This is a genomic window from Siminovitchia fordii DSM 16014 = CIP 108821, from assembly GCF_000374565.1.
Taxonomy (GTDB): domain Bacteria; phylum Bacillota; class Bacilli; order Bacillales; family Bacillaceae_C; genus Siminovitchia; species Siminovitchia fordii.
The window spans coordinates 100,466-126,355 of sequence record NZ_KB894692.1 but is presented as its reverse complement, the minus strand read 5'-3'; the positions used below and the strand labels follow the sequence as shown (position 1 = coordinate 126,355).

General features: G+C 41.0%; 26 protein-coding genes, 1 pseudogene and 1 riboswitch. Of the genes and pseudogenes, 14 read left to right on the top strand and 13 right to left on the bottom strand.

Annotated features, from left to right (window positions below):
• Window positions 1-32: 32 nt before the first annotated feature.
• The 5 genes from C509_RS0112505 to C509_RS0112485 form a co-directional block, all read right to left on the bottom strand.
• Complete coding sequence (locus tag C509_RS0112505; RefSeq protein WP_018707279.1) at window positions 33-791, bottom strand: class I SAM-dependent methyltransferase; 759 nt, start codon at window positions 789-791, stop codon at window positions 33-35.
• A 289-nt stretch (window positions 792-1,080) separates the two neighbouring features.
• Window positions 1,081-1,965 (bottom strand): FAD synthetase family protein, encoded by an 885-nt coding sequence (locus C509_RS23885; RefSeq protein ID WP_018707278.1) that lies wholly within the window; start codon window positions 1,963-1,965, stop codon window positions 1,081-1,083.
• Between the two features lie 417 nt (window positions 1,966-2,382).
• Window positions 2,383-3,579, bottom strand: a complete 1,197-nt coding sequence (locus C509_RS0112495; RefSeq protein WP_018707277.1) for a quaternary amine ABC transporter ATP-binding protein — start codon at window positions 3,577-3,579, stop codon at window positions 2,383-2,385.
• Window positions 3,576-4,436, bottom strand: a complete 861-nt coding sequence (locus tag C509_RS0112490) for an ABC transporter permease (RefSeq protein ID WP_018707276.1) — start codon at window positions 4,434-4,436, stop codon at window positions 3,576-3,578. Before C509_RS0112490 ends, C509_RS0112495 begins: the two co-directional genes overlap by 4 nt.
• A 72-nt stretch (window positions 4,437-4,508) precedes the next feature.
• The gene (locus tag C509_RS0112485) at window positions 4,509-5,516 is read right to left on the bottom strand and encodes an ABC transporter substrate-binding protein (protein ID WP_026319836.1); all 1,008 of its coding nucleotides are present in this window, start codon (window positions 5,514-5,516) and stop codon (window positions 4,509-4,511) included.
• A gap of 435 nt (window positions 5,517-5,951) precedes the next feature.
• Between C509_RS0112485 and C509_RS0112480 the strand changes: the two genes are divergently transcribed.
• The 6 genes and pseudogenes from C509_RS0112480 to C509_RS0112460 all read left to right on the top strand — a co-directional run bounded on the left by C509_RS0112480 (window position 5,952) and on the right by C509_RS0112460 (window position 10,721).
• Window positions 5,952-6,827, top strand: coding sequence for a YIEGIA family protein (locus tag C509_RS0112480; RefSeq protein ID WP_018707274.1), 876 nt, complete (start codon window positions 5,952-5,954; stop codon window positions 6,825-6,827).
• 36 nt (window positions 6,828-6,863) lie between these two features.
• Complete coding sequence (locus C509_RS0112475; protein WP_018707273.1) at window positions 6,864-7,052, top strand: capping complex subunit for YIEGIA; 189 nt, start codon at window positions 6,864-6,866, stop codon at window positions 7,050-7,052.
• 32 nt (window positions 7,053-7,084) lie between these two features.
• Window positions 7,085-8,275, top strand: a pseudogene (locus tag C509_RS27355) (xanthine dehydrogenase family protein molybdopterin-binding subunit); the annotation flags it as partial.
• 3 nt (window positions 8,276-8,278) lie between these two features.
• Window positions 8,279-9,424 (top strand): xanthine dehydrogenase family protein molybdopterin-binding subunit, encoded by a 1,146-nt coding sequence (locus C509_RS27350; protein ID WP_342664521.1) that lies wholly within the window; start codon window positions 8,279-8,281, stop codon window positions 9,422-9,424.
• Complete coding sequence (locus C509_RS0112465; protein WP_018707270.1) at window positions 9,421-10,236, top strand: FAD binding domain-containing protein; 816 nt, start codon at window positions 9,421-9,423, stop codon at window positions 10,234-10,236. The genes C509_RS27350 and C509_RS0112465 overlap by 4 nt, the downstream gene beginning before the upstream one ends.
• Entirely contained in the window at window positions 10,233-10,721 is a 489-nt protein-coding gene (locus C509_RS0112460) for a (2Fe-2S)-binding protein (protein WP_018707269.1), read from the top strand. Before C509_RS0112465 ends, C509_RS0112460 begins: the two co-directional genes overlap by 4 nt.
• A 218-nt stretch (window positions 10,722-10,939) precedes the next feature.
• Here C509_RS0112460 and C509_RS0112455 read toward each other — a convergent pair whose 3' ends face one another.
• On the bottom strand, window positions 10,940-11,296 hold the full coding sequence (locus tag C509_RS0112455; RefSeq protein ID WP_018707268.1) for a hypothetical protein: 357 nt from the start codon (window positions 11,294-11,296) through the stop codon (window positions 10,940-10,942).
• A gap of 91 nt (window positions 11,297-11,387) precedes the next feature.
• Window positions 11,388-12,203, bottom strand: a complete 816-nt coding sequence (locus C509_RS0112450; RefSeq protein ID WP_018707267.1) for an undecaprenyl-diphosphate phosphatase — start codon at window positions 12,201-12,203, stop codon at window positions 11,388-11,390.
• A 185-nt stretch (window positions 12,204-12,388) separates the two neighbouring features.
• Window positions 12,389-12,567: riboswitch (cobalamin riboswitch) on the top strand.
• 123 nt (window positions 12,568-12,690) lie between these two features.
• On the opposite strand from C509_RS0112450, the gene C509_RS0112445 reads away from it, so the two are divergent.
• From C509_RS0112445 to C509_RS0112435, 3 genes are read left to right on the top strand one after another with little or no spacing between them, the layout of a single operon-like run.
• Window positions 12,691-14,973, top strand: coding sequence for a ribonucleoside-diphosphate reductase subunit alpha (locus tag C509_RS0112445; protein WP_018707266.1), 2,283 nt, complete (start codon window positions 12,691-12,693; stop codon window positions 14,971-14,973).
• Window positions 14,958-15,401 carry a flavodoxin gene (locus tag C509_RS0112440; protein ID WP_018707265.1) on the top strand — a complete coding sequence of 148 codons (444 nt, stop codon included), beginning with the start codon at window positions 14,958-14,960 and terminating at the stop codon, window positions 15,399-15,401. Before C509_RS0112445 ends, C509_RS0112440 begins: the two co-directional genes overlap by 16 nt.
• Complete coding sequence (locus C509_RS0112435; RefSeq protein ID WP_018707264.1) at window positions 15,377-16,417, top strand: ribonucleotide-diphosphate reductase subunit beta; 1,041 nt, start codon at window positions 15,377-15,379, stop codon at window positions 16,415-16,417. Before C509_RS0112440 ends, C509_RS0112435 begins: the two co-directional genes overlap by 25 nt.
• Window positions 16,418-16,473: 56 nt before the next feature.
• On the opposite strand, the gene C509_RS0112430 is transcribed toward C509_RS0112435, so the two are convergent.
• Together C509_RS0112430 and ku are read right to left on the bottom strand one after the other, a co-directional pair.
• A complete protein-coding gene (locus tag C509_RS0112430; RefSeq protein ID WP_018707263.1) occupies window positions 16,474-16,674 on the bottom strand; it encodes a cold-shock protein in 201 nt (66 codons plus the stop codon).
• A 290-nt stretch (window positions 16,675-16,964) separates the two neighbouring features.
• Window positions 16,965-17,804: a non-homologous end joining protein Ku gene (gene ku, locus C509_RS0112425; protein ID WP_018707262.1), complete on the bottom strand. Its 840-nt coding sequence runs from the start codon at window positions 17,802-17,804 to the stop codon at window positions 16,965-16,967.
• 134 nt (window positions 17,805-17,938) lie between these two features.
• Between ku and C509_RS0112420 the strand changes: the two genes are divergently transcribed.
• A complete protein-coding gene (locus tag C509_RS0112420; RefSeq protein ID WP_026319834.1) occupies window positions 17,939-19,771 on the top strand; it encodes a DNA ligase D in 1,833 nt (610 codons plus the stop codon).
• On the opposite strand, the gene C509_RS0112415 is transcribed toward C509_RS0112420, so the two are convergent.
• Together C509_RS0112415 and C509_RS0112410 are read right to left on the bottom strand one after the other, a co-directional pair.
• The gene (locus C509_RS0112415; RefSeq protein WP_018707260.1) at window positions 19,768-20,508 is read right to left on the bottom strand and encodes a hypothetical protein; all 741 of its coding nucleotides are present in this window, start codon (window positions 20,506-20,508) and stop codon (window positions 19,768-19,770) included. The two genes, C509_RS0112420 and C509_RS0112415, sit on opposite strands and share 4 nt — an antisense overlap.
• A 129-nt stretch (window positions 20,509-20,637) precedes the next feature.
• Window positions 20,638-20,967 (bottom strand): DUF4870 domain-containing protein, encoded by a 330-nt coding sequence (locus C509_RS0112410; RefSeq protein ID WP_018707259.1) that lies wholly within the window; start codon window positions 20,965-20,967, stop codon window positions 20,638-20,640.
• A 139-nt stretch (window positions 20,968-21,106) separates the two neighbouring features.
• Between C509_RS0112410 and uptA the strand changes: the two genes are divergently transcribed.
• The gene (uptA, locus tag C509_RS0112405; RefSeq protein WP_018707258.1) at window positions 21,107-21,718 is read left to right on the top strand and encodes an undecaprenyl phosphate transporter UptA; all 612 of its coding nucleotides are present in this window, start codon (window positions 21,107-21,109) and stop codon (window positions 21,716-21,718) included.
• A gap of 241 nt (window positions 21,719-21,959) precedes the next feature.
• Window positions 21,960-22,523, top strand: a complete 564-nt coding sequence (locus C509_RS0112400) for a GNAT family N-acetyltransferase (protein WP_018707257.1) — start codon at window positions 21,960-21,962, stop codon at window positions 22,521-22,523.
• Between the two features lie 64 nt (window positions 22,524-22,587).
• Here C509_RS0112400 and C509_RS25585 read toward each other — a convergent pair whose 3' ends face one another.
• A complete protein-coding gene (locus tag C509_RS25585; protein ID WP_245542473.1) occupies window positions 22,588-22,770 on the bottom strand; it encodes a DUF2639 domain-containing protein in 183 nt (60 codons plus the stop codon).
• A 116-nt stretch (window positions 22,771-22,886) separates the two neighbouring features.
• Between C509_RS25585 and C509_RS0112390 the strand changes: the two genes are divergently transcribed.
• Window positions 22,887-24,275, top strand: coding sequence for an MATE family efflux transporter (locus C509_RS0112390; RefSeq protein WP_018707255.1), 1,389 nt, complete (start codon window positions 22,887-22,889; stop codon window positions 24,273-24,275).
• 80 nt (window positions 24,276-24,355) lie between these two features.
• Here the strand turns inward: C509_RS0112390 and C509_RS0112385 are convergent, their stop codons facing one another.
• Window positions 24,356-25,087, bottom strand: coding sequence for a CAP domain-containing protein (locus tag C509_RS0112385; RefSeq protein ID WP_018707254.1), 732 nt, complete (start codon window positions 25,085-25,087; stop codon window positions 24,356-24,358).
• Between the two features lie 356 nt (window positions 25,088-25,443).
• Between C509_RS0112385 and C509_RS0112380 the strand changes: the two genes are divergently transcribed.
• Window positions 25,444-25,686, top strand: coding sequence for a hypothetical protein (locus C509_RS0112380; RefSeq protein WP_018707253.1), 243 nt, complete (start codon window positions 25,444-25,446; stop codon window positions 25,684-25,686).
• The last annotated feature ends 204 nt before the right edge of the window (window positions 25,687-25,890 follow it).

Below are 25,890 nucleotides of genomic sequence, written 5' to 3'. Positions count from 1 at the left end.
TTTTTCTTCTCAATATATAAGATCATAACGAATCATTTTCGTACTGCTTCAAATGTAATCAATTCAGTTTCTTTGGTTGGTTGTTTCCTATAACAATAGTCGGCAGAGCAAGTTATTTCAGAAAAACCAATACTCTCCAATATGAGTTTGAATTCCTCTACGCCATACCAGCGGAGCGCAAATCTTTGTAATTCAGTGTCCACTAGCTTACCTTTTTTCCATTTCTCATATTTTAAGTGCGTTAAAGTATATTGGTCTATCCAATTCATTTCAACGGATTTGCTTTCTATTAAAATACCGTCCTCATCAGAAAAAGGATAAGTTGAGGTAGAGATTTCTCCTGTACGCCAATGAATAGGTATTAGAAGGTCAATTATTACACGACCTTCAGGTTTTAGATGTTTATAAAAGCATTTCAGGGCATCTTTGGCATCCTCCAATTTCTCAATCAGACAAAAGGAACCCGTCGGTATGACGATCACTTCATATTTTGAAGGCAATGTAAAACTGCATAAGTTACCTTCATATAGATTCGGGTTTAATCCTCTTTCTTTGCAACGTTTTCGACAAGAATCTAACATTGCCGGTGAATAATCAATGCCGTCAACAAGATATCCTTTCTCAAGCAAAGGTATTAAAAAACGTCCTGAACCCACTGCTGCTTCAAGTATTTTCCCATTCGTGCCCTTTAATCTTTCAAGATAGTATTCAATATCTCCACCGATTGAATGCCCAATAGGCTTTGTAAAATTATAAAGCTCAGTACTTAATTCACCATAATAAGTAAACATTTCAATTCCTCCGTTTTTGTATGCGGAAGAATTCACTGGATTTATTAATACTTCCGCACCTTGTTTTTGTTAGCTGAATATAAAGAACTGACTATCATTATGAATCACTCTCTTTCTATAAAATTAAATTGTAGGATACATTATTTTTTGAATACATTCAATCATTTCTATTATACAATCATTTTTGAGTTCCAATCTTCCTTGTACTTCTTACCCGTTATAGGGTATTACAATTTTAAAAACCTCTCTCAAGAGAGGTAAGAAGGATGAGAATAAGCCATTACGGTACTTAAACAACCATTTGATCTTTTTTTGCCGTTTTATCTTCTTCTGCTTTAGAGAGCGTTTCCAATTCCGAAAACCATTGTATCATTAGAGTGGAATTTAGATTCAGCCTCTCTCTCGAATGTACATGGATTGTATGAATGCCTGAAGCGTTTTCAGAAAGTATACAGATTCCTTCAAACATGTATTGTTCCGTCTTCAAACCGACCAAATATGTTCCTTTTTGAGGGAGCATAAAATCATCCTTGAAAGATATATTCACTACTGTCTTTTGATTTTTTAAATCGTACGACTCACCTTCAATTTGTCCATAAGTAGAGTAGAAGTTTCCCAGAAAATGAGGGACCGCCTCAACTGCTCCACCATTTAATAGTTCCCTGATTTTAGTGGAGCTGATCTTAATATCTTTATACATTTCCTTTGAAACAACTGTGACATCAAATTCTCCACATCCGTCTTCCTTTATCGTCTCCATGTTTCCCAGGCCTTGGTTCCCGTATGTAAAATCAAACCCGGCCACCACATGTTTGCAGTTTAGACCACAAATGTACTTTTGAACAAAATCTGCCGGTTCGAGTTTAGCGAATTCATGGTTAAAAGTCACAATAAATAACTTTTTAACACCTAACTCTTTAAAAATTTCTTTTTTGACATCTAAAGGTGATAAATATCGGTTAATTTTTTGTTTAGCTGGCAGTACATTGCTCGGATGAGGAAAGAAAGTCATCACAGTCAATGTGAGGTTTTTCTGTTCTGCAATTTCCCTAGCGGTTTCAATCAACTTGCGATGCCCTAAATGAACGCCATCAAAAAAACCAAGAGCCATGACACAAGGTTCAATTGTCAGCGCTTTCTCTTTAAGTGGTCCTTTTATATAAACTGTTTCCACTCTTCACACCACCGTCGTTTTTTAAGAATGAGTTGTTCTTGTTAATATCATATACTACTTCATATATGATTTCAATTACTATAAGAAAATTCAATACTGCTTCCCTTATTTCCGTTAATCAATCATTCTCACCATTATCTTGGGTTGTACATAGTATGGTGGTAAAGGGGGGCTTTCCTATGTCGTGCATTGAAAATCCATCTCTAAGCTTTATCTGGAAACCATTATTGCCGGCTATGCCCTTTTGTTTTTGACGGTTCTTCTTCCTGGCCCTCGCAGATTTTTAACAATCATTGAGATAGTTTCTGTGATCGTCATCGTTCTTTTTTCGGTAGTTCTTATTATAAAAGCACTCAGGTCACTGTTTACAAGGTCATTAAAAAGAGGAGCAGAAATGAACTGCTCCTCTTCTGATTACTAGTTGATTTCAATCCCGTTTTCTGGTGTCAAACTTGCCAGAACGTGAACACGTAAAATAAAACCAGTGAGCTTTTTCTCTTCGTTTACGACGGCAAGAGGAAATCTCGACTCCAATACTTTCGGAATCAAATCATTTACATATTCATCTTCTTCTACAATCGTAAAATCATGGCGCATTACTTCTTCCATGGGCTTCTTCTCCTTAAGCCCCTTGATCGCGTCATCAATCGTGACTATTCCCTTTACGCAGCGTTGGCGATCAACGACAAAGACACTTGAAATTCCGTTCGTTTTCATTTCCTTGATCGCCACATTCAGGCCGTCTTTCAATGAAACAAGAGCATTTGGCTTGATCATCACATGATTTGCCTGAAGAACTTTGGATCGGTCGATATCTTTGATAAACTCGGAGATATATTCATTAGCAGGATTTTCGATGATTTCTTCCGGTGTCCCGACTTGGACAACATGCCCGTCTTTCATAACTGCTACCCGGTCACCCAATTTAAATGCCTCATTCACATCATGGGTAATAAAAATGATCGTTTTTTGCAACCTGTTCTGTATATCGAGCAGTTCAATCTGCATTTCTCTACGAATCAGGGGGTCCAATGCACTGAACGGCTCATCCATCAACAGGATGTCAGGATCATTTGACAATGCCCGGGCCAAGCCGACCCGTTGCTGCATTCCTCCAGACAATTCATCGGGATATTTATCCTCATAACCTTTCAGTCCTACAATTTCAATATTTTTCAATGCAATCTCTCTCCGCTCTTTTTTCGGGATTTGGCGGATTTCCAGACCGTATTCCACATTCGCAAGAACTGTCCTATGGCTAAACAGCCCGAAATGCTGAAAAACCATGGCGATCTTCTCTTGCCTTACTTTCTTTAATCCAACATTACTGCACTTTATTATATTTTCATCGTCTATATAAATTGCACCGTCAGTCGGTTTATTTAGTAAATTGAAACAACGGATCAAAGTGGATTTCCCACTGCCGGACAACCCCATGATCACAAATATTTCACCCTTTTTTATTTTAAGCGAGGCATCGTAAACGCCTACTGTATGCCCGGTCTTTTCCAGTATTTCCGCCTTGGACATGCCTTTTTTAATCAAAGGGATGACAGACTTCGGTTTGGGACCGAAAATTTTTGAAACATGCTCAAGCTTGATTTGTGTCGTCATTGCCCTACCCTCCTGTGTTTTTGAAACTTATCAGCAACACCATTTGTAATTCGATCAATAATAACAGCTAAAAAAACGATGCTTATCCCAGCCTCGAAACCCAATGCAATATCAATGCGGTTGATTGCTACAAGAACTTGCTCTCCCAGCCCGGAAGCACCGACCATGGAAGCAATAACAACCATCGCTAGCGCCATCATCGTTGTCTGGTTTACACCTGCCATGATGGTAGGCAGCGCTTGGGGAAGCTGGACTTTTCGCAGCATTTGCCATCTTGAAGATCCGAATGATTGAGCCGACTCAATGACTTCTTTATCTACACCGCGGATAGCAAGTTCAGTTAATCTGATTACGGGCGGCAAAGCGTAAATAAGTGTAGCGAAAATCGCGGAGACGTTACCTAAACCGAAGAAAAAGATGGCTGGAATTAAATAAACAAAGCTCGGCATTGTTTGCATGGCATCCAATATCGGTCGCATGACAGTCGAAAAACCGTTGCTGTAAGACATCCATATTCCCAATGGAATTCCGATCATCAGGCATATGAGAACTGCGGTTAAAATAATGGCGATAGTGGTCATCATATCTTCCCACAAGCCAAATGTACCGATCAAAAATATAAATCCCGCATATAAAACACCCGAAAAAACAGTTCGGAAGTACCACCCGAGCAAAAAGATGACAATGATAAAGAACCACCAGGGCATCAATAATAAAAAGTCCTGTATCCCATTGATGGCCTGAGAAGTAATCAAAAAGATAAAATCAAAGAACCCTTCCAGGGTCCTGTCAAGAAAATCGACTAGATCGTTGACATAACTGCCTAAATTTGTCCTTATATCAGGAAATTCCATCATTCTATTAACCTCACCTATTTCAAATTTCTATTGAGAAAAAGCAGCCAGCACAACCGGCCAGCTGCTATATACTTAAAGAGCTTCCTTTACTTTTTGTGCTTTATCTTCAGGAATCCATTTCGTCCAAACATCCTCATGCTCTTTCAACCACCAAATGGCAGTTTCTTCAGCGGAGGCTCCTTCGTCCTCCATGTATTTTAAGGCAGCTTCCGTCAATGCACTGCTAGTTTCATAATTTTTAAGAAATTCTACAGCTTCCGGGGCCCGTTCCGGCATATTTTTGTTCACTGCCGTGACGACATCATTTGGAGGGAATTGTGTCTTTTTAGTTTCTTCCCAGATTTTCTCATCATATTCCGGTTCTTCTAGCAGAACTAGATCATACTTGGCAGTGATCGCTGTCGGAGACCAGTAATAACCGACCCAGCCTTTGCCTGATTTATAAGCATCAACAAGTGACGCAACGATAGCTGAATCTGATCCCGGCATGAAATTGTTGAGTGTTTCATCCAATCCGTACGCCTCAAATTTAGCATCAATATGATCAGCCACTACCCACCCGCTCGGTGCATTGATCACTCTTCCTCTTTCTGGATCCTCGGGATCAGCAAAAACCTCGGGATATTTCTTTAAATCTTCTACTGTTTTTAAGTCCGGTGCTAATGGCTTGATCCCGCGCTCTTTATCCCCATGAATGACGTAAGAAGGAACATAAAGGCCTTGGTCATTGTCATTGAAATTCACCGAAGTTTTAATGATATCCCCTGATTTAACAGCGTCTTCATATACATCTTTGACATTGTCAGTCCAAACTTCCATGTATACGTCTATATCGCCTTTTCTCAGCCCTTGAAGTGTGGCTGAAGTTGATCCCGCTGTCGCATCGGTTTTATATCCATATCCTTCTTCCAGGATTTTTTGTGCAATTTCATTATGAACTCTGATGCTGTCCCAGCCTGCATCAGCAAATATTATTTTATCCGTTCCTTTTTTCGATTTTGCTGCATTGTTCTCGCTTCCCCCGCATGCTGCCAACAATAGAAGCATTGCTGCAGCTAAAATGCTGCCGATTTTTTTCACGTTGTCTTCTCCTTTTTCTTTTTTATAAATGTTCCAGTTTTGAAGTCCCGCCATTTTATTACGTAACAAAATGAGTGAAATATTGAACAAAGTTATTCAAAACACGTGCCACTATTAAGGTTATCGAACAAACTTGGCGATATCAAATGGAGATAAACGCTGATTTTAGTGATTAATCCGGCTGACACAGAGTTAGCCTGCATATTATTTGTTATCGTTGCCTTATCTTACTAAATGCTCTGTTTACCTCCCCTGTTCAATAGATTTTTAGTTAAGTACCGATACCCACTTTCAGATTTTATATACTCTATTTCACTCTATCTTTACCTATCCTTTATCCGCCCATCGCCTGTTTACCTTCGTCTTAGAATATAATCTTTGCGGGTGGTTAACCTAATTTATTAGGAACGGCTTTCAGGTTTAAAGGAGATTTATATGGAACAACATTTGTTATCTGTACTAATTGGAATTTTTTTTGGCTGTTTAGCCAGGGTGTTCTTGCTTCGGACTGACTTCAGGCAGTACCCGACATATCCTCAGGGACGGATCATCCACCTCTCACTGGGATTTATAGCGTCTTTTATCGGAGCAGTTGCCATTCCGGCAGTACTTGAATCGAATTGGACCGCGGTTACTTTTTTGGGACTTGCAGCAACACAGTTCCGGGAAGTCAGAAAAATGGAGCGTGAAACGTTGACAAATATAGATTCAAGTGAACTGGTAAAGCGCGGTACTCCTTTCATAGAAGGGATGGCCCAAGCTTTTGAAAGCAGAAACTATCTTGTCATGTTTACTGGTCTTGTTACCACCCTGTTTGCCGTATTTTCAACAGTGGCAGGGATTATCGCCGGGATTATAATGCTTTTCTTCGTTAAGCGAAATATGACAGGGAACGTTTTAGCAGATATCGCGGATGTCTCCGAGGGAGGAATTCGTTTTGAAGGTCCTAATCTTTACGTCAGTGATATACATATAAAAAATGTCGGGTTGAAATCCAGCCGAAAGTTGATTTTGGAACGTGGGGTTGGAGCCATCATTACTCCCAGAAATAAAAATAGTGTTGTGACTATCTCAAATCTTGGACAAAGGCAGGCGATGCTGCATCACGTCGCGAATATACTTGGGGCCTATCTGGATACAGGTGAACCGGATATTGTTCCTCTCTCAAAAAGAAATATGGACGATGGGAGGGTCGCCTTGTTTTTGATGCCTCAAGAAAAGGAGTTCCATCAAATTAAGTCGGTCTTGGAGCATGTCCCTGTACTTGACAGCGCGATAAGGCTGCCGAGCGAAGGCGACAGAGGCAAATAGGAGGTTTCCCCTCATGCTTGAAAGGAAGAATGAATCATGGCAGAAAACCCAGATATAAAAGCGATCATTACAACAGACAAAGACCTGGTCATCAACAGCGGTGTCCCCGTCTTCTTATCCAAAAACCTGGAACATCTTCAGGCTCTTTGTGAAAGTCTGGAAAGAATTTTAGATGCTTCTTCACATGAAATTAATGATGAAACTGTCATTATCGTGGCAAGATAGTAATAATCCGTTTCAAAGAGGGAGGCATTTCATTGTTCCATAAGATTTCAACAAAGGTAGGCCAGCCGCACCAAAGAATAGACGCCTTAGAAAAAGCGGCAGGAACCCTTAAATATATAGCAGACTTAAGTTTTCAGGATACGCTTCATGCAAAATTGGCGACAAGTACATATGCCCACGCAAAAATCAAAGATGTCCATACGGAAGACGCATGGACAGTGCCCGGTGTCCGGGCTGTTATCACAGGAAAGATGTTCCCCTTTCATATTGGTCCTATTTTGGCAGATCGGCCTCCTTTGGCGATTGATAAAGTCCGCTACTATGGGGAGCCGGTTGCCTTGATTGTTGCCGATAATGAATACCAGGCAAAACAGGCCGCATTATCAATAAAAGTCGATTATGAACCGCTCCCGGTCGTTAATTCCGTCAAAGAGGCCTTTAGCAAAAGTGCTCCTTTGATCCATGAGAATTCCGGCCAATATCAGAAAATTATCAGTAACGTGTATCCTGTGAATGGGACAAATATTGGAAACCACATCAAAATACGCAAGGGTGACTTCGGCCAAGCATGGGCACAGTCCGAAGTGAAAGTGACAGCAGAATATGAGTTTAATCTTTCCGACCATGCCGCTTTGGAAACAAGGGCATGCAGCGTTGAGATCAACCCTTCAGGAAAAGTCATCGTGCATTCTTGCACTTAATCTCCGTATACAATCAAAAAGGTACTGAACCAATTTTTTAATATAGAGGTTGGAAATATAGTCGTTCATGTCCCCCTTATTGGCGGGGCTTTTGGAGGAAAAGGAACCGTTCAATTGGAGCCCCTTGCCTATTTGGCCTCTAAAATGGTCGGCGGGAAGCTTGTTCATCTAAAATATGAGCGTGAAGAAGACTTGATAACAGCACCATGCCATATTGGACTTCATGCCACAATCAGATTGGGAGCCACTAAAGAAGGAAAGCTGAAGACCGGGCAATACACTTATTTAATTGATTCGGGAGCCTATACGGATCAAGCGGCAGGCATTACAAGGGCGGCTGCGCTTGATTGTACCGGTCCTTATGATGTACCGAACGTGTGGTGTGATTCTTATTGCATGTATACGAACCACCCTTACGCCACGTCCTTTCGAGGGTATGCCCACCCCGAGCTCACTTTTGTAGTTGAAAGAACAATGGATCAGCTTGCAGAAAAAGTCAAAATCGACCCGGTAGAACTCCGTCTTATGAATTACATTAAACCGGGGGCAACCTCTCCTACTCTAACTGCACTGAATGCGAGTAATATTGGCGATGCTGCTAAATGCCTTGAAAGAACCAAGGAATTAATCAATTGGGATGAAGGCAAAAGAACCGAAACAAACGGAAAAATCAAATCTAAAGGCATCAGCCTGTTTTGGAAAACATCGACTACAGCAACAAACGCTCAAGCAGGTGCCTTTTTGACCTTCGAAGCCGACGGTAGCGTCAACTTGAACTGTGCGGCTATTGAGCTTGGGCAGGGAACAAAAACAATTTTGGCGCAGATTGCGGCGGAAGAACTTGGATTAGAGACAAATAAAATTCATGTGACGATGGAAGTGAATACCCAGAATGACCCACATCAATGGAGAACCGTTGCGAGCAGTACGACATTTCTTGCCGGCAGAGCAGTCCTTGCCGCTGCAAAAGATGCCAAAACCAAACTGAAAAGGACGGCTTCCATTGTCCTGAAGTGTGCGGAAGAGGATCTTGAAGTCGGCGGTGGCCGCGTTTATCTGAAACCGAGTCCCGAATACGGAGTTGAATTTAAGGACTTGGCGCTCGGATATAAGTTCCCTAACGGGCATGCGGTGGAAGGGCAAATCGTAGGCTATGGAAGGTACATCCAGAGACATTTGACGCCTATGGATAAAGATACAGGATTTGGTAAACCGGGTCCGTGGTGGTCAATTGGCGCGCAAGCCGTGGAGGTAGAACTTGATCCTATCGATTATTCATACAAAATTTTAAAAACCGTAACTGTATTGGACGGCGGTACCATTATCAACCCGGCGACGGCTTCCCAGCAAATGAGGGGCGGCATGTATTTGGGACTCAGTTTTGCGAGAAGTGAAACGTTCGTTTTTGATGAAAATGGAATTGTACAAAATCCTCAACTAAGAACTTATCAAATGCTTAGATTTGGTGAAGAGCCTGATGAATATCTCGTTGATTTCGTAGAAACTCCATCGGTTGATGGTCCTTTCGGCGCCAGGGGAATCGGGGAATATGGTGTCATCGGAATGCCCGCTGCACTTGCCAACAGCCTTTCGACAGCAGTCCAGACAGACTTGAACCAACTGCCTCTCATTCCCGAAATCATTTGGAAAAAGGTGGGGGCATTAAAATGATTCCCTTCGACTTTGAATACCACCGACCCAATACTTTGGATGATGCGATACAATTATTAGAGGATCATAAGGCTGCCGTCTTTTGCGGTGGCACTGAATTCACCACTTTTGCCAGAAATAATCACTTACACCTAGACGCAATCATTGATATCAAAGGATTGCCTGAGTGCCAGGAATTTAAAGACGAAGGCGGCCAAATCATTTTAGGGGCGGCCCTTACCTTAAATGAAATCATAGAAGCAGGCCGCTTTCCTCTTCTCGGCGAAACAGTCAGACGGGTTGCCGACCATTCTTCCAGAAACAAAATCACGATTGGCGGACATCTGAACAGCCGCCTGATATACCGGGAAGGCATGCTTCCACTGTTATTATCTGACACTAAACTAAAAGTCGCAGGTATAAATGGGGAAAGAATAATTCAGTTGGATCACTCCAACCAACTTCAGCTTAATCCTGGTGAAGTGCTGATACAAATCATGATAGATAAAAAATACGCTTCCCTTCCTTTTGTCCATTATAAGAAAACGAGGTTTTCAAAGGTTGGATATCCTCTCCTAACCATTGCAGCTATCCAAAAAGAAGACAAAATGGCATTTGCATTTTCAGGTATCTCCTCCAATCCGTTTCGATCTGAAGATATGGAATCCGTTTTGAACGATGATTCGCTGTCACCGCCAGAACGTGTTGAAAAGGCCATTGAACTCTTGCCTGCCCCGATTATTGACGATTTTCAGGGTTCCGCTGGATATCGGAAATTCATTTTGAGTAATGGCTTGCTGCAGATAATAAAGGATTTTGAGGAGGCAAATTGATATTGTTTCACGGAAAGGGAAAGTCGGTCAAACAGTTTCATGTCAACGGGGAAACACGGGAAGCCATCATCAGATCCGGAGATACCCTACTTCAGACTCTGCGAGGGCAGATGGGATTGAGTGGAGCGAAGCCTGCCTGTGAAAATGGGGATTGTGGGGCCTGCACAGTATTGGTTGACGGGAAGCCCATGCATTCCTGCCTCATTTTATCTATCGAGGCTTTGAATAAACCTCTTTTAACCATTGAGGGGCTGAAAGATTCGCCTATACAGAAGGCATTTGTTGAAAAATGGGCAATTCAATGCGGATATTGCACGCCTGGGTTTGTTTTAAAATGCCACGCTCTATTGCAAAATCACCCGAATGCATCAGACGAGAGGATTGAAGAATGGCTGGAATCAAATCTATGCAGATGTACCGGGTACGCCGAGATAAAGGAAGCGATTAAATCTGTCCTTAATGCAGAAGAAAATCACACTGATTAAAGTGCCTCCATATTGTTAGAAACTAAGTAGCTATTAAGGACTGAGTTCAGTGTTGCACCGGACTCAGACCTTTTCGTATAACTGCTTGTTTTTTTCAACACTGGTGAATTTTGACCATAAAAAAACTGTACCTCCAATGATTAGATTTGTGTCTAACAATTGGGGAACAGTTCTGGATCTAAGGGTCGTTACCCTTTTATCCTTTCTTAAAACTGCTGTCACCACTGTTTAATCAGCTGCAAAGTTTGTGAAGCCTGTTCAATCTGCTGCTGTACCTGCTCCAGTTGCTGCTGCTGGGCGCTCGTTGAGTGTATAACTGAGATCCCTTGCATTTGGCTCAACTGTTGTGTCGCCTGCTGCAGCTGCTGTTGAGCCTGCTGCAGCGATTGCAAATCCGCCATGTTATTATTTTGGTGGATTGTCATTTCCGCCTGCTGCATAGCTTGAAGTGCTTGTTTTTTTTGCAATTGAAATTGCTGCTCCAACTGCTGTTTGTTTTTTTGCGCTTCCTGCTGGTTCAACTTCCGAGCAAGCTCCTGAAGTTCAGCCTGTTGATTGTTTTGTTTGCCGTTCAATTCGAACTCCTCCCTGATACGATCGCTCTTTTTCTATTCTTCTTATATCAAGGCGGTTTTATCCATATTTAATTTGAAAATAGCTTTCCAATCATGCGAAGATCAAGACGAGTGTTCCGACAACAAAGCAGTATATGCTAAAATATATAAGGTTGCCCTTTGCCATGATATTCATGAACCATCTCAATGCAAAATAGGATGCGATAATTGATACGACGAATGCTGAAAAATATGGAATGAAAAGCGTTGCTATATCCGGATCGTTCGCTATATCCGTGATACTGAGGAGCGTTCCGCCGAGGCTCACAGGAATATACAATAAAAACGAGAATCGCAATGCGGTTTCCGGCCTCATTTTCATACCCATGGCTGCTACGATTGTTGCGCCTGATCTGCTTATTCCCGGTATCAGTGCAACAGTCTGCGCAAGCCCGACAACAATCGCATCTTTGAGGGTCAAATCTCCGTCCCTCTTACGTCCTCTCATATTTCTTATTAAAAATAGAGCAGCACCTGTAATAAGCAGCGTGATGGCTGTGATGCGGACCCCTTTTAATGTTTCAGATATCACATCATTAAAAAGAACGCCAATCACACCAGCCGGTATCGTAGCAACAATCAAGTAAACGATGAACATGAAATCCGGTTTTGCATTTATATCCCGGGTTGTCAAATATGTAATGCCGTTTTTCGCCAGGCGGACAATATCATTCTTATAGATGATCAGAACTGCTATAAGTGACCCAGCGTTAACAAGAAGCTCAAAAGTCAGCTTCTTTGTCTCTATTCCTAAAAAATGCTGTGCAAGTACAAGGTGGCCGCTGGACGAAATCGGAATCGGTTCTGTAATACCTTGAACGAGCCCTAAAAAGATATACTTCAAAATTTCTAAAATATCAAACTCCATATCCAATCTCCTTTTCGCTCAATATAACCCCAATTGTAAAGATTACCGTTTCTCTCTCTTCTTTTCAAGGTTGTCTATCATTCTTTTAAAAGAAAAATGTTTCTGCTTGTATTTCAATTTTACTCATGTTAAAATCACATTCGACACTATATTTGGTGACAAAAAAAATACATAACACAATATATTGATAATTCACAAGAGAAGGTGTCCATTTAGGACTTAAAAGGGAATCCGGTGAAAAGCCGGAACTGTCCCCGCAACTGTAAATGCGAACGACCGGGATTTAACCACTGTCCTTGACGGGAAGGTTTCCCCAGTAGGTTGATGCATGAGTCAGGAGACCTGCCTTTCCTTGTCCGAGTTTCAATTCTTCGGGGATTGAGAAGATGAAACGATAGTGAAACTGTTTCCAATTTCCTATCGTTTGATCCGCTCTATTCCTCGGAGCGGATATTTTTATTGGAAAAAACAGGAGGTTTGTTTAGAAATGACAACAATCATCGTAAAAGACGACGGGAACAGACAAAAACGATTTGACAGGGAGCGGCTTGACAGCTTCCTTCAGAGAGTCACTTTGATAGATTCTAGCGAATACCGTGATAAAGTTTTTAGAAGCATCGAATCAAAGGAGGAACTGAAAGCTGAGCATATCACGGACCTCCTTATTCAATCGGCATTGGAAAATGTTGATGAATTAAATACACATTGGTCATTTGATGCGGCAAAAATATATTTGCATGATTTATATAGAAGAGCCGCTGAAAACCGTTCATATGATAAAACCAGGAAATACGGCGATTTTTACAGCCTAATCAGAGTATTGACTGAAAAAGGTATTTATTCTACCACTCTTTTGGAAAAATACAGCAAACAGGAAATTGTTCAATTATCCAAACTGATCGATCCTGAGCGTGATTTCCTATTCGATTATACAGGTCTGCATACTCTTGCTACAAGATATTTGGCTGTTGACCATGAAAAAAATACATTCGAGCTCCCACAAGAAAGATGGCTTATCATTGCGATGCATCTTATGCAGAATGAACTGGCTGATAAGCGCCTGGATCTTGTGGCAGAAAGCTACTGGGCGCTTTCAAATCTATATATGACTGTGGCGACCCCGACACTGGCCAATGCCGGGCTCGCCCATGGCCAACTGTCCAGCTGCTTCATCGATACAGTCGATGATTCACTGATCGGCATCTACAACAGTAATACAGACGTTGCCAGGTTATCTAAAGACGGTGGAGGAATCGGTGTCTATATGGGCAAGGTAAGGGCACGAGGCAGCTCTATCAAAGGATTTAAGGGTGCTTCCTCAGGCGTTGTCCCGTGGATTAAACAGTTGAACAATACCGCTGTCAGTGTAGACCAGCTCGGGAGACGCAAAGGAGCCATCGCCGTCTATCTAGATGTGTGGCATGCCGATATTCTGTCCTTTCTCGACTTGAAGCTGAACAACGGAGACGAAAGGCAGCGGGCACATGATATTTTTACTGGGGTCTGCTTGCCTGACCTGTTCATGGAACAGGTTGAAAGGCGCGGGGATTGGCATTTATTTGATCCTCATGAAGTGAAACAAGTGATGGGCTATTCATTGGAAGATTATTATGATGAGGTAAAAGGAGCAGGCTCTTTCCGAGAAAAATATGAAGAATGTGTCCGATGTGAGCAATTGACGAAAACTACGGTGCCTGCCATCCAAATCATGATCAGAATCATGAAGTCTCAGCTTGAAACAGGTACACCATTCATGTTTTACAGAGACCAAGTGAATAGAATGAATCCGAACAAGCATGCAGGCATGGTTTATTCCAGCAATTTGTGTACAGAAATCATGCAAAATATGTCGCCTACCGTCCATTACGAGGAAACGGTCGATGGAGATACAATCATTACATACAAAAAAGCCGGTGATTTTGTTGTATGCAACCTTTCCTCCATTAATCTTGGCAAATCCGTTGACCCCGAAGATGGCAATGATGACATCTTGGAGAGGCTGATTCCAATCCAGGTAAGAATGCTGGATAATGTCATCGACTTGAATACCATCGATGTTAAGCAGGCAGCCATTACTAATCAAAAATACCGAGCGATCGGCCTCGGGACTTTTGGATGGCATCATTTGCTTGCCTTAAAAGGCATTGCCTGGGAATCCGAAGAGGCTGTTCAGTTGGCGGATAGCCTTTATGAGAAAATTTCACAATTGACCATCAAAGCTAGTGTACAGCTGGCAAAAGAAAAAGGAGCTTATCCGTTGTTTGAAGGGAGCGACTGGCAGACAGGCCGTTACTTTGAAGTCCGCGGCTATTTGGACGAAGATGGCACAAATGGATGGATAGAAATCATGGAAGATGTAAAAGCATACGGAATTAGAAACGGATACTTGATGGCTGTTGCTCCAAATTCAAGCACATCTGTCATAGCAGGATCGACGGCAAGTATAGACCCTATCTTCAAACCGTTTTACCACGAAGAAAAGAAAAATTATAAACTTCCAGTCGTTGCACCGGATCTTGACCACCGTACATACAATGTGTACCGGAAATCGGCCTATATTGTAGACCAGCGCTGGTCCATCCAGCAAAATGCAGCCAGGCAGCGTCATATCGATCAGGCAATCTCATTCAATTTTTACGTCCCTAATCACATCAAGGCGCAGGTTATGCTTGATCTGCATTTGCAGGCTTGGGACTCCGGATTGAAAACAACATACTATGTTAGGTCGACGGCATCAGATATAGAGGACTGTGTATGGTGCGAGTCCTGATATCCTATGCAAGTTTTAGCGGGAATACGAAAGAGACCGCCGAAATCATTGATGAAGTTCTTAATGCACACGGTCACACCACTCAGTTACATCGGATTGGATCAGGTCCTGCACCTGATCCCTCCCTCTTTGACGCTATGTTAGTCGGAACATTTACATGGGGAAAAGGTCAGACTCCGGACCTTGTCAAAGACTTTGTCTATGAAATCGGGTATAAACCGCCCAACGTTTTTGTATTTGGAACAGGAGATACGCAATTCGGGGGCGATGCCCTGTTTTGCCATGCAGCTGAGAAACTTGCCGCGTTTTATTATTCAGCATATGATCCTTTAAAAATAGAGCAAAGTCCGAGAGGGTCTCAGGAAAAAACAGTTAAGAAATGGACGGAAGGAGTATTAAATCAATGCCTAAAACACTTGATAAAGTAGCCGTATTGGAACCATTAAATCCTAATAAATCAACAGCGCTGTTCGGAGGAAAAGCAAGCGGAATTTTGAATTGGAACGATCTTGCCTACCCTCACTTTTACAATCACCGTGAACAGATAAGGGCCTTATTCTGGCGAGCAAGTGAGGTGGATATGACCCAGGATATCAAACAATTTCCAACATTGCCGGAAAAAGAACAGGATGCTTTTTTAAAAATCATCGGATTGCTTGCGACACTTGATGGCCCGCAGACTGATGTTGCAGCCAGAATCGGCCATTATTCGACCGACCCGTCCGTTAAATCAATTATGGCAACGATCGCTGACCAGGAAAGTGAGCATAACCACAGCTATGCATATGTCCTCTCTTCAGTCACGTCATTCGACAGACAAAACGAGTCGTTTGAAACCGGAAGAAAAGATGAAGTACTAATGAAAAGAAATGAAAGAATCATGCAGGTATATAATGAATTTGCATTGAACCCTTCCATTTTAAATGTCTTAAAGGCAATGGTCTATACCGCTTTGCTTGAAGGGTTATTCTTTTATTCGGGATTTGCCTTTTTCTATAACATGGCAAGGAATCAAAAAATGGTTGGAACATCGACGATGATATCTTATATTAACCGCGACGAGCTTCAGCATGGCCGCTTTATAAGCGATTTATTCCGCGCCACTTTAGCTGAAAATCATGAGTATAATACGGTCGAATTTACGGATTGGGTTTATGACCAGTTCCGCCACTCGGTCGAGCAGGAAATGAAATGGAGCCGCTATGTGTTGAATGGAATCGATGGAATTGATCTTATGGAAATGGAGGGCTATATTAAATATAGAGCAAATAAAATGCTCAGAATGCTGGGATTGAGCGAAATTTATGAAGATTATATTGATAATCCGATGAAATGGATTCGGGCGTATGTAGACAATTTCGATGATACGAAAACCGACTTTTTCGAACAAAAATCCCGCCAATACACAAAAACAAGTGACTTGAACGGATTTGACGAACTATAAGACGAACTATAAAAAGAAAAGAACTGCCAAAAAGGCAGTTCTTTTTCAAAGGAAAATTATAGTTTAACAACGTTTTCCGCTTGTGGTCCACGTTGGCCTTCAACAATTTCAAATTCTACTTGTTGACCTTCATCAAGTGTCTTGAATCCTTCACCTTGAATAGCGCTGAAATGTACGAATACATCATTTCCGCCTTCCACTTCGATGAATCCAAAACCTTTTTCACTGTTAAACCATTTAACTGTACCAGTTGTCATGCACAAAAACCTCCAAAAATTTATTAATATGTTCCTAATATTTACCGGGTAAATAAAAATTCACATATTATAATCAATACCCACTTCCTGGAGTAGATATTCATTATAACATGTGAATAATGGTAACTCCAATTACTGGTAAATAAAATTAACGTATCTTTACTTCTCATTTATCATACATGAATATAAAGAAAAAAGCAAGAAACGGGCAAACTTTTATTTATTTTATTGAGCTAGTATTGTCTTTCCCGTTTCTTATATTTTTTATTCGGGTAAATGGGATTTTTTCTTTATTTCTTTCCCCCTGCTGCAGAAGTTTTGGATGCAGGTTTTTTTCCTTTTGCCGGCCGCTTTGTTTTTGGCTTGGTCCTGTCTATGGAAGCCTGAAGTGCTGCCATCAGATCAGTCATTTGGACAGCAGGTTCTTTCTCTTTCACAGTGACCAGGTCTTTTCCTGTCCGTTTCGCTTCGATCAGTTCTAGAACCTTTGTACGGTATTCGTCTTTATATTTTTCCGGATCAAATGTTGTTGTCAACTGATCGATAAGCAGGATCGCCGTATCGATCTCCTTCTTTGTCACATTATCCTCGGAAGGGACATTGGGTACATCGGCAGCGTTTCGAACTTCATCCGGATAGTGGATTGTTTCCATTATGAGAGTATCTTGATAAACCCGAATGACAGCCAGTTGTTCCTTTGAACGGATGATGATTTTGGCGAGTCCTACTTTTTCCGAATCGGTCAAAGCTTTCCTAAGCAGCCCGTATGCTTTATTTCCCCCATCAGGGGACATGTAGTAGCTTCGGTTGAAATAGATGGGATCGATTTCTTCTAACTTGATAAAATCGATGATCTCCACCGCTTTCTCCTCGACAGCCTCCTTTAGTCCATTTAGTTCATCCTCTTCGACAACAACAAATTTTCCTTTTGTGACTTCATATCCTTTGACAATGTCTTTAACGCCTATTTCTTTTTCACATGTGGGACAAACCTTTTCATATTTGATAGGTGTATGGCATTCATTGTGCAATGACCGAAATTTTACGTCTTTATCCTCTGTAGCGGCATGCAGCTTGATCGGAATGTTCACAAGACCGAAACTGATGCTTCCTTTCCACATCGTATGCATATGGTCACCCTTCGTCTTTATATTTTTCCTTAGCTTTTGCCCATTGTCCCCATAAATAAACATATAAACTTTTGGTAAAAAAAACAGGTTAGGAAAAACTACACATGAAAAATTCAGACGAGGTGTGATTTATGATGAGACCCATGCTTCCCACTTTAACCTTTGCCCCACCGCAATCAGGCAACTGGCTTTATGAGATAAAATATGATGGTTATCGCGGAATATTGGAATGGACTGAACAAGAAGTGCATCTTTGGAGCAGGAACGGTAAAGATATGCTCCCTCAATTCCCGGAATTGATCTCTTTTTTGGACGCCATTTCACACAAGGTGAAAGAGCATCTTCCCCTTTTATTGGATGGCGAACTCGTCATGTTGGAGAATCCGTTCAAAGCTAATTTTTCAAAACTGCAGCAACGGGGAAGGATGCGATCCAAAGAAAAAATATTATTGGAATCCAGAAAATGGCCATGCAAATACCTCATATTTGATTTATTATCCTGTAAAGGAAAGAGCCTGTCCTCTTCTAGCTACCTTCAACGGAAAAGCTTATTATTCAATTTGGTCCAGTCCTTTGGGCTGCCTGAATCACCTGCCCAAGGAGATGACCTATTATTCCAGTATATTCCTTTTTCAAGATCCTTTGAAGAGAGCCTGCATACCGCGAAGGAATTTGACAGTGAAGGAATTGTCGCCAAACAAGCCGGAAGTCAATGGCTGGAAGGTAAAAGGTCTGCTGAGTGGCAAAAAATTAAAAATTGGAAAACCGTTTCCTGCTTCATTACTGCCATGGATGGAGAAAATGGCTATTTTTACGTTGGGGTCTGGAAGGATGGCAACATTTTCCCGCTGGGGCAATTTTTATTCAGCCTTGATTCCGACACAAAAAACGCCCTTAAGACAACCATACGTGAAAACCACATCGGAAGAAATGGTTCAAAGTATATAGTGAATCCCGGCATCTGTGTTGACATCCATTATCTTGAATGGACGGACAACCAGTTAAGGGAACCTCATTTCAAATGTTTGAGGTTCGATCTCCATCCTGATGACTGTACATTTGAAAAATTTTTATTCAATGAGGCAATGTTTCCTGCTGAAATTGAGATCACTCATCCGGAAAAGGTACTTTGGACAAAAAATTATGCAACAAAGCTTGATTATGCCCGCTATCTCAGAAAAGCTGCCCATTTTATGCTTCCTTTTCTGAAAAACCGTTCCTTGACTGTGATCAGGTCCCCACACGGTGTATTCGGAGAGTCCTTTTATCAAAAAAACAAGCCGGAAACCTCCCCTGGTTACATTGAATCATATGTGATAGATGACATCGACTATATTGTCTGCAATGATTTGAAATCACTCATTTGGCTTGGGAATCAGCTTGCAATCGAGTTCCACATTCCTTTCCATAAGGTGGGAAGCAACTATGTAAGTGAGATTGTCTTTGACTTGGATCCCCCGGACCGGTCCCACTTCCATTTGGCAGTATACGCCGCTACAATCCTTAAACAAGTTTTAGATGAACTTGCCCTCTTTTCATTTGTAAAGCTGTCCGGAAATAAGGGGCTTCAAGTATACATCCCACTGCCCGAAGGCAGGTTCACATGGGAGGATACCCGACGGTTCACCTCATTTATAGCTGAATTTCTGGTTCGATATGATCCGAGTTCGTTCACGACGGAAAGATTGAAAAAAAATCGCGGCGGAAGACTCTATGTCGATTTTGTACAGCATGCTGAAGGCAAGACGATCATTGCTCCATATTCAGTGAGGAACAATGAAGACGGACTGGTAGCCGCACCCATCCATTGGGATGAACTGACCGAAGATTTATCCCCTGTACAATTTACTATGGAATCAGTCCTGGAAAGGTTGTCCAAGATGAAAGACCCGTTTGCCCGGTACTTTCAATGCAAAAATAAGCAGCCCTTTGGGCAGGTTCTTGAACGTTTGGGCCATCAAATTTAAAACAAAGTCAGCAAACATAAACAAAGACTCCTCTCTTCCTTTGAGAGGCTTGTATCCATTTTCAACAAAGGAGTATTCGGAGAAAAATATTGTTGCCATTTAATGGGCATCAACCCTTTTTTAATTGACATGACCGGCCGTCCATTTTTCAATAACAGCCGGTTTGAGTATGGCTTTTTTATCTCAAATTGATCGGGGCCGACAATAAAGCAGAGGCTTTTGCCGCCTTTTGAATTGATAATCACAGGAATTTTATTCTTCGAAGTGATGAAACTGGTACCGCTTTGCTCGATATGTAAGTATCCTGTCGTCCCTATCCCATGCTCATTGATTTTAAACAACCGGCCCCTCTTTCCCAGTTCATAATTTTTCAGGCTGCTCCTCCTCTCCTTCCCCTTTACATTGAAAATGGAAAAACGCCTGATTCCGTCCGAAGAGTAGGCTTCCATCAGGCAATTCGCATTGTGTGAAGAAATAAGAAGAAAAGTTTCGTTATTCTCTGCCATTGGCCCAGTGCTGAGCATGATCGATACCGCATTGCTTTTATATGAAAAATACAGAAACCTCAAAACAAAATAAACCATACAAAGAAACACAGCCAGCCCTGCCAAGTTGCTCAGAAAAAGATCCGCTTTCTTCAGATTCGGCAAGATGACAACCATAAAGACGACCGTAAACAGGATGCTTTGATGAAAATATAATCGGGACATGAATGTATAATGTTCTTTTATGTTCATCCTCTTCCCCCTGTTTCAGGAGTTTCAGTTCATTATACGAGACAAGCTACCAGAACATGACTAATCTTTTTTTCAAGAAAAAGAAAAATGCCCCGATATAGAAAATCGGAGGCATATTTATTAGGTAACCTATTTAATGATTCTGAATACGAGTGGAAAGTGATAAATTTCCCCGTTATAAGCCTTAATTGCCGCAATAATGGTGAATACAAATGCCATAATCCCAATAATCGGCAAAAGGATAAAGCCAATCAGTACGAGCATTAATAAGGAAGCCACCAGACTGTAAACCGTGTAAGAGATAATAAAATTCAAATATTCCTTGCCGTGAAAGTCTATAAAAGCCGACTCATCTTTTTTCAAAAGCCAAATGAGTAGCGGGCCGATCAAAGTTGTAAAGAAACTCGTCACATATATGGCCAAAGCAAGCATTCTGTCATTGCTGGAAACAGCATCCATTAAATTCCCTCCTATCGAAAATCTATCTATTATTTATTACGAAAAGCTCCCAGGAAAGTTTCAAAAAAAATGATATTTTTTTTCGTACAGGCATATTCATTCTTTGAAAGGATTTGAATTAATGGGGTGGTAAAATTTCATGCTTCAGGAATGGGCTGTCGAATTGCTGCAAATGCTTGGTGAATACGGATTTATAGGAATTGCTGTCGGCCTCATGATAGAAGTCATCCCGAGTGAAATTGTCCTGGGTTACGGTGGATATTTAATAGCGGGCGGAAAAATAACATTTTTCCAGGCATTGATTGCCGGCATTTTTGGCGGAACGATGGCACAGCTTTTTTTGTACTGGCTCGGAATGTATGGGGGCCGGCCTTTCTTTGACCGATACGGAAAATTTCTTTTTATCCAATCAAAACATTTAAATGCAGCGGAAAGCTGGTTTATGCGGCACGGAACGGTTGTCATATTTACAGCGCGGTTCATACCAGTTATTAGGCATGCCATTTCCATCCCGGCTGGAATAGCGAGAATGCCCTTTTACCAATTTACCACTCTTACTGTTGCGGCGATGATTCCGTGGACGGTCTTATTCCTATTAATCGGTATAGAGCTTGAAAATCATTGGGACGAAATCGGGAAGCATGCCTCGGCATATTTGAAACCGTTAATCGGAGCAGCCCTGGCAGTTCTCCTGTTATACTTCTTGCTTAAAAAATGGCCCCTTAAACGCATGTCGAAAAACGAAAAATAATATTTTATAAAAATATATTTTATCTATTTGCAAACAAAATAAATTTTTGTATTATATGGGTAGATATTCAAAAAAAAGAATACATCTCATAATTGAGGGAAGGCAAATGGTGCGCCACCAGTCCTGTTTCTGACTGGTATTAGTGGGTTCGATTCCCACCCCGAAATTTTTTATGCAAACTTAAAAAATTTCGAGGGCAGGATCGAACACCGACCTGCCCTGCGCAGGAGGGATCCAGAGAATGCTCAAGAAACGTGAGGTAAATGGGCATGAATGCCGGATTTTGTTTGATTTGATGACGCACCCCGATGTCTTCCCTTATGTACGTCAGAAAGCCTCTTCGTACGACGAGTTTGTTTTTTTAACGAAACAGACGATTGAAGCTGAAGAACGCGGTGAATTAATTTCAAGGACTATATTTGACGAATGGGAAAATCCGATCGGTACAATCAATCTTTTTGATATCGACTCCAAAAGTGGATTCTTGGGAACATGGATCGGTAAACAGTTTCATGGAAAAGGATATAATCATATGGCCAAGGAAAATTTCTTCCAGGAACTATTTTTCGAGAATGACATTGAAACTGTTTTTATGCGTATCCGAAAAGAGAACATCCGGTCGAAAAAGGCAGCGGAAAAGCTTCCTTACACCATATTGGCCTATGAAACAAGACAAGATCTTTTTAATCAGTTGAACAACAGCGGATATGTGTACGATCTTTATGAAGTGTCCAAAGATCTATATACTATGTCATTTATTCGTAATATTGCAGTTGAAGAAGAGTCACAGCCAATGGAGGCATAACTTCCGCATTAAAATATCACCACATTCAAAAAATCAGCCGGAAAGTCATGTTTCCGGCTGATTTTTATATCTTTCCTTTTTCATCTGCTTCTATCAATTCATTATATAGATTTCTTACAACGTATATTTTATATAATTCCAACTTCTTTTTCTTTTCTGGATGAAAACGCATTCCTTTTTCTTTTAATTTGGCAATATACCAGCCCTTGGAATAAATGTGCATTGATACATCTCCCCTTTCTTCCATGCCCCTTATAATATGAAAGGGATTAATCTAAGTTGCTTGTCCAATATGCTCAAAATTCAATAAAAACGGCATACTATAATTTGTCTTAAAAGACCAAAAACCGAAAGAGGATTGCCATGAAACAAACCTTTACCACAAAAGAGAAGCTAAAACAGCTGAATATTATTTTGGTCCCAATATTGATCACCCAGATCGCCATGTTTTCAATGACTTTTTTCGATATCATGATGACCGGAAATTACTCGCCCAGCCATCTAGCAGGAGTGGCTATAGGTTCTTCCTTATGGTTCCCTGTCTTTACCGGATTGAGCGGGATTCTGTTGTCCGTGACACCCATTATTGCCCAGCTTATAGGAGCAAAAAGGCATAAAGATGTCCCTTCTTCAGTCATACAGGGGATATATGCTTCTTTCATTTTGGCAGCTGTCATTCTAACAATAGGTTTTTTCATTCTCGAGCCGATCCTGAATAGGATGAATTTGGAAGAGGAAGTCAGGCATGTTGCAAAGCACTATATTATAAGCCTAGCTTTCGGAATCATTCCCGTTTTTGCATATAATGTTTTGCGCTCTTTTATAGATGCATTGGGAAAAACTAGAGTTACTATGTTTATTACTCTGGCATCCCTACCATTGAACATTCTTTTCAACTATTTGCTTATTTTTGGAAAATTGGGGCTTCCAAAGTTAGGAGGAATAGGTGCGGGAGTAGCTTCAACACTAACATACTGGATCATTACTGCTTCTGCAGCATGGATTATTCATACTAAGAAGCCATTTGCAGATTATGGTATATTTTTGAATGTACAAAGGGCATCTATCAATAAATTAAAAGAGATTTTCATTCTGGGCATCCCAATGGGATTGTCGATTTTTGTGGAAACTAGTATTTTTGCGGCTGTAACTTTGTTTATGAGTGAATTTGGCACAGTAGTGATTGCGGCACACCAAGCTGCACTGAACTTTTCTTCCCTCTTATACATGGTTCCGATGAGCATTTCAATGGCCTTGACCATTTTGGTCGGATATGAATTTGGCGCAAAACGATTTCATGATGCCCGCATATATAGTTTTCTTGGCATCTTTCAAGCTGTTATTGTTTCTTCAATAACAGGTGTGTTTTTATTATTTTATCGCTCCCAAGTTGCCGGCTTATACAGCGAGAGCCCTGAAGTCATTTCATGGGCAGCGCAATTTATGTTATATGCAGTTTTCTTCCAACTGTCAGATGCTGTCCAAGCGCCGATCCAAGGAGCCCTTCGGGGATATAAAGATGTAAATGTAACATTTATCATGGCATTGATTTCGTTTTGGGTTATCGGACTGCCTTTTGGCTTACTTCTTTCAAAATTTACAGATTTTGGCCCATTCAGTTATTGGTTCGGATTGATCATAGGTCTTGCAGCAGGTGCAGCCACTCTATCATTCCGCCTCCTCCATATCCAAAAAATAAATATAAAAAAGAACGAACAGGCTTCATTAAGACATAAAAATGCCCCCTTTTAAGCACCCAGGTTTATTTTTTTACCTGTCTACTTAAAGGGGAGCATATCAGAAAGAAAACTTTTCGTTCTTATTGTTTTTTCTTATTTTCCAATGAATTGTTGTGTCCAGTAATTGCCGTCAGCAACATGCCCTACACCGATATGTGTATAGTCCTTGCTTAGGATGTTTGCACGGTGGCCGGAGCTGTTCATCCATGAGTTTACTACTTCTTCTGGAGAACGTTGACCCATTGCAATGTTCTCACCCGCGGAGCTGTAGCTGATACCAAATTTTTTCATCATGTCAAATGGTGAACCGTATGTCGGGCTATTGTGATCAAAGTAGTTGTTTGCAGACATGTCTCTTGATTTTTCGCGAGCGACTTTGCTTAATTCAGCATCAACTTTAAGTGGTGCTAGACCATTTTTAGACCTTTCCGCGTTTGTCAGCTCAACAACTTTTTGTTCATACGCACTCAACTGGCTGTTTTGCTCTTCAGCAGGTTTCTGCTGCTCTTTTTGAGGTTGTTGCGGTTTATTAGGAGCTGGTTTTTCAGCTGGTTTTTCGGCTGGCTTTTGAACTTGGTCCGGTGCAGGCTTTTGAACTGGCTTTTTATTATCGTAGTCGGAATTTTCGTTTTTCCAATAAGGGTATAAATTAATGGAAAACTCTTTGCACCAGTCGTTTATTTTTTGGTAATCGCCGGATTGATAATAATATACCTTTGCATTATTTGATTGTGGTTGATCCGGTTGAGCAGCACTTGCCTGTCCTGCAATTGGCGCTGCCAGTATTGTTAAAGCAGCTGCTGTTGAAACAATTGATTTTTTCATTTCATTTTTCCTCCCTGTCTTTTTCTGTTTTCATAGTATCATAGGATTTTTGTAATATTTTTGGGAGGGAATTCCAGTTTAATAGCATGATGTTCCTTACATAAATTAATAGAAAAGATGATTGATATCATGCGGGATTTTTAAAGAAAAGGGAAATTACTTTCATTGCCAATCCTTCCAAAATACATTATTCACAGTTAAAAACTTCTATATATTAATAGTTGACAAGTGTTGAAAAAACCGCGGTTTATTACATATATTACAGCGCTGTATCAATTGTGATGGTATTGTAAGAAGCTTAACTTTTTTAATAAATAAGGCCTTGGTTGGTTATCCTGATTAAAAAGGAGGTCATCATGAACACAAGATATCGCTGTCCCAACTGCAAGACAAATCGAACACGTTTCAATATTGTGGAACAGGTCGTTTCAGCGGTGAAATTGAATCCGGATACAGGTGAAATTGTGGAAAGATATGACACGATGGAGCAGGCTGGCCCATTCCACGCGCATTATAATGGTCCTGATAGAAGAATTCAATGCGCTTCGTGTGGACTCATAGAAGATGAAAAAACATTTGCAAAATACGGTGAACAATAGCTGCCTCAAGAAACAGTCCGGAAACGTCTTGATCAGCTTTGGTAAATTAAGATGTTTCCGAAGAGGCAGTTCCTCAGCCGCCGGGATTTTTACTTCTGGTAACCTTCTTCTCCAAAAAATCGATTATTATTTTGCAAACTTTGATCATTCAGAATCAACAATATATAATTCTGTCTCTTCACTAAGAATAAAGTGGCATTGACA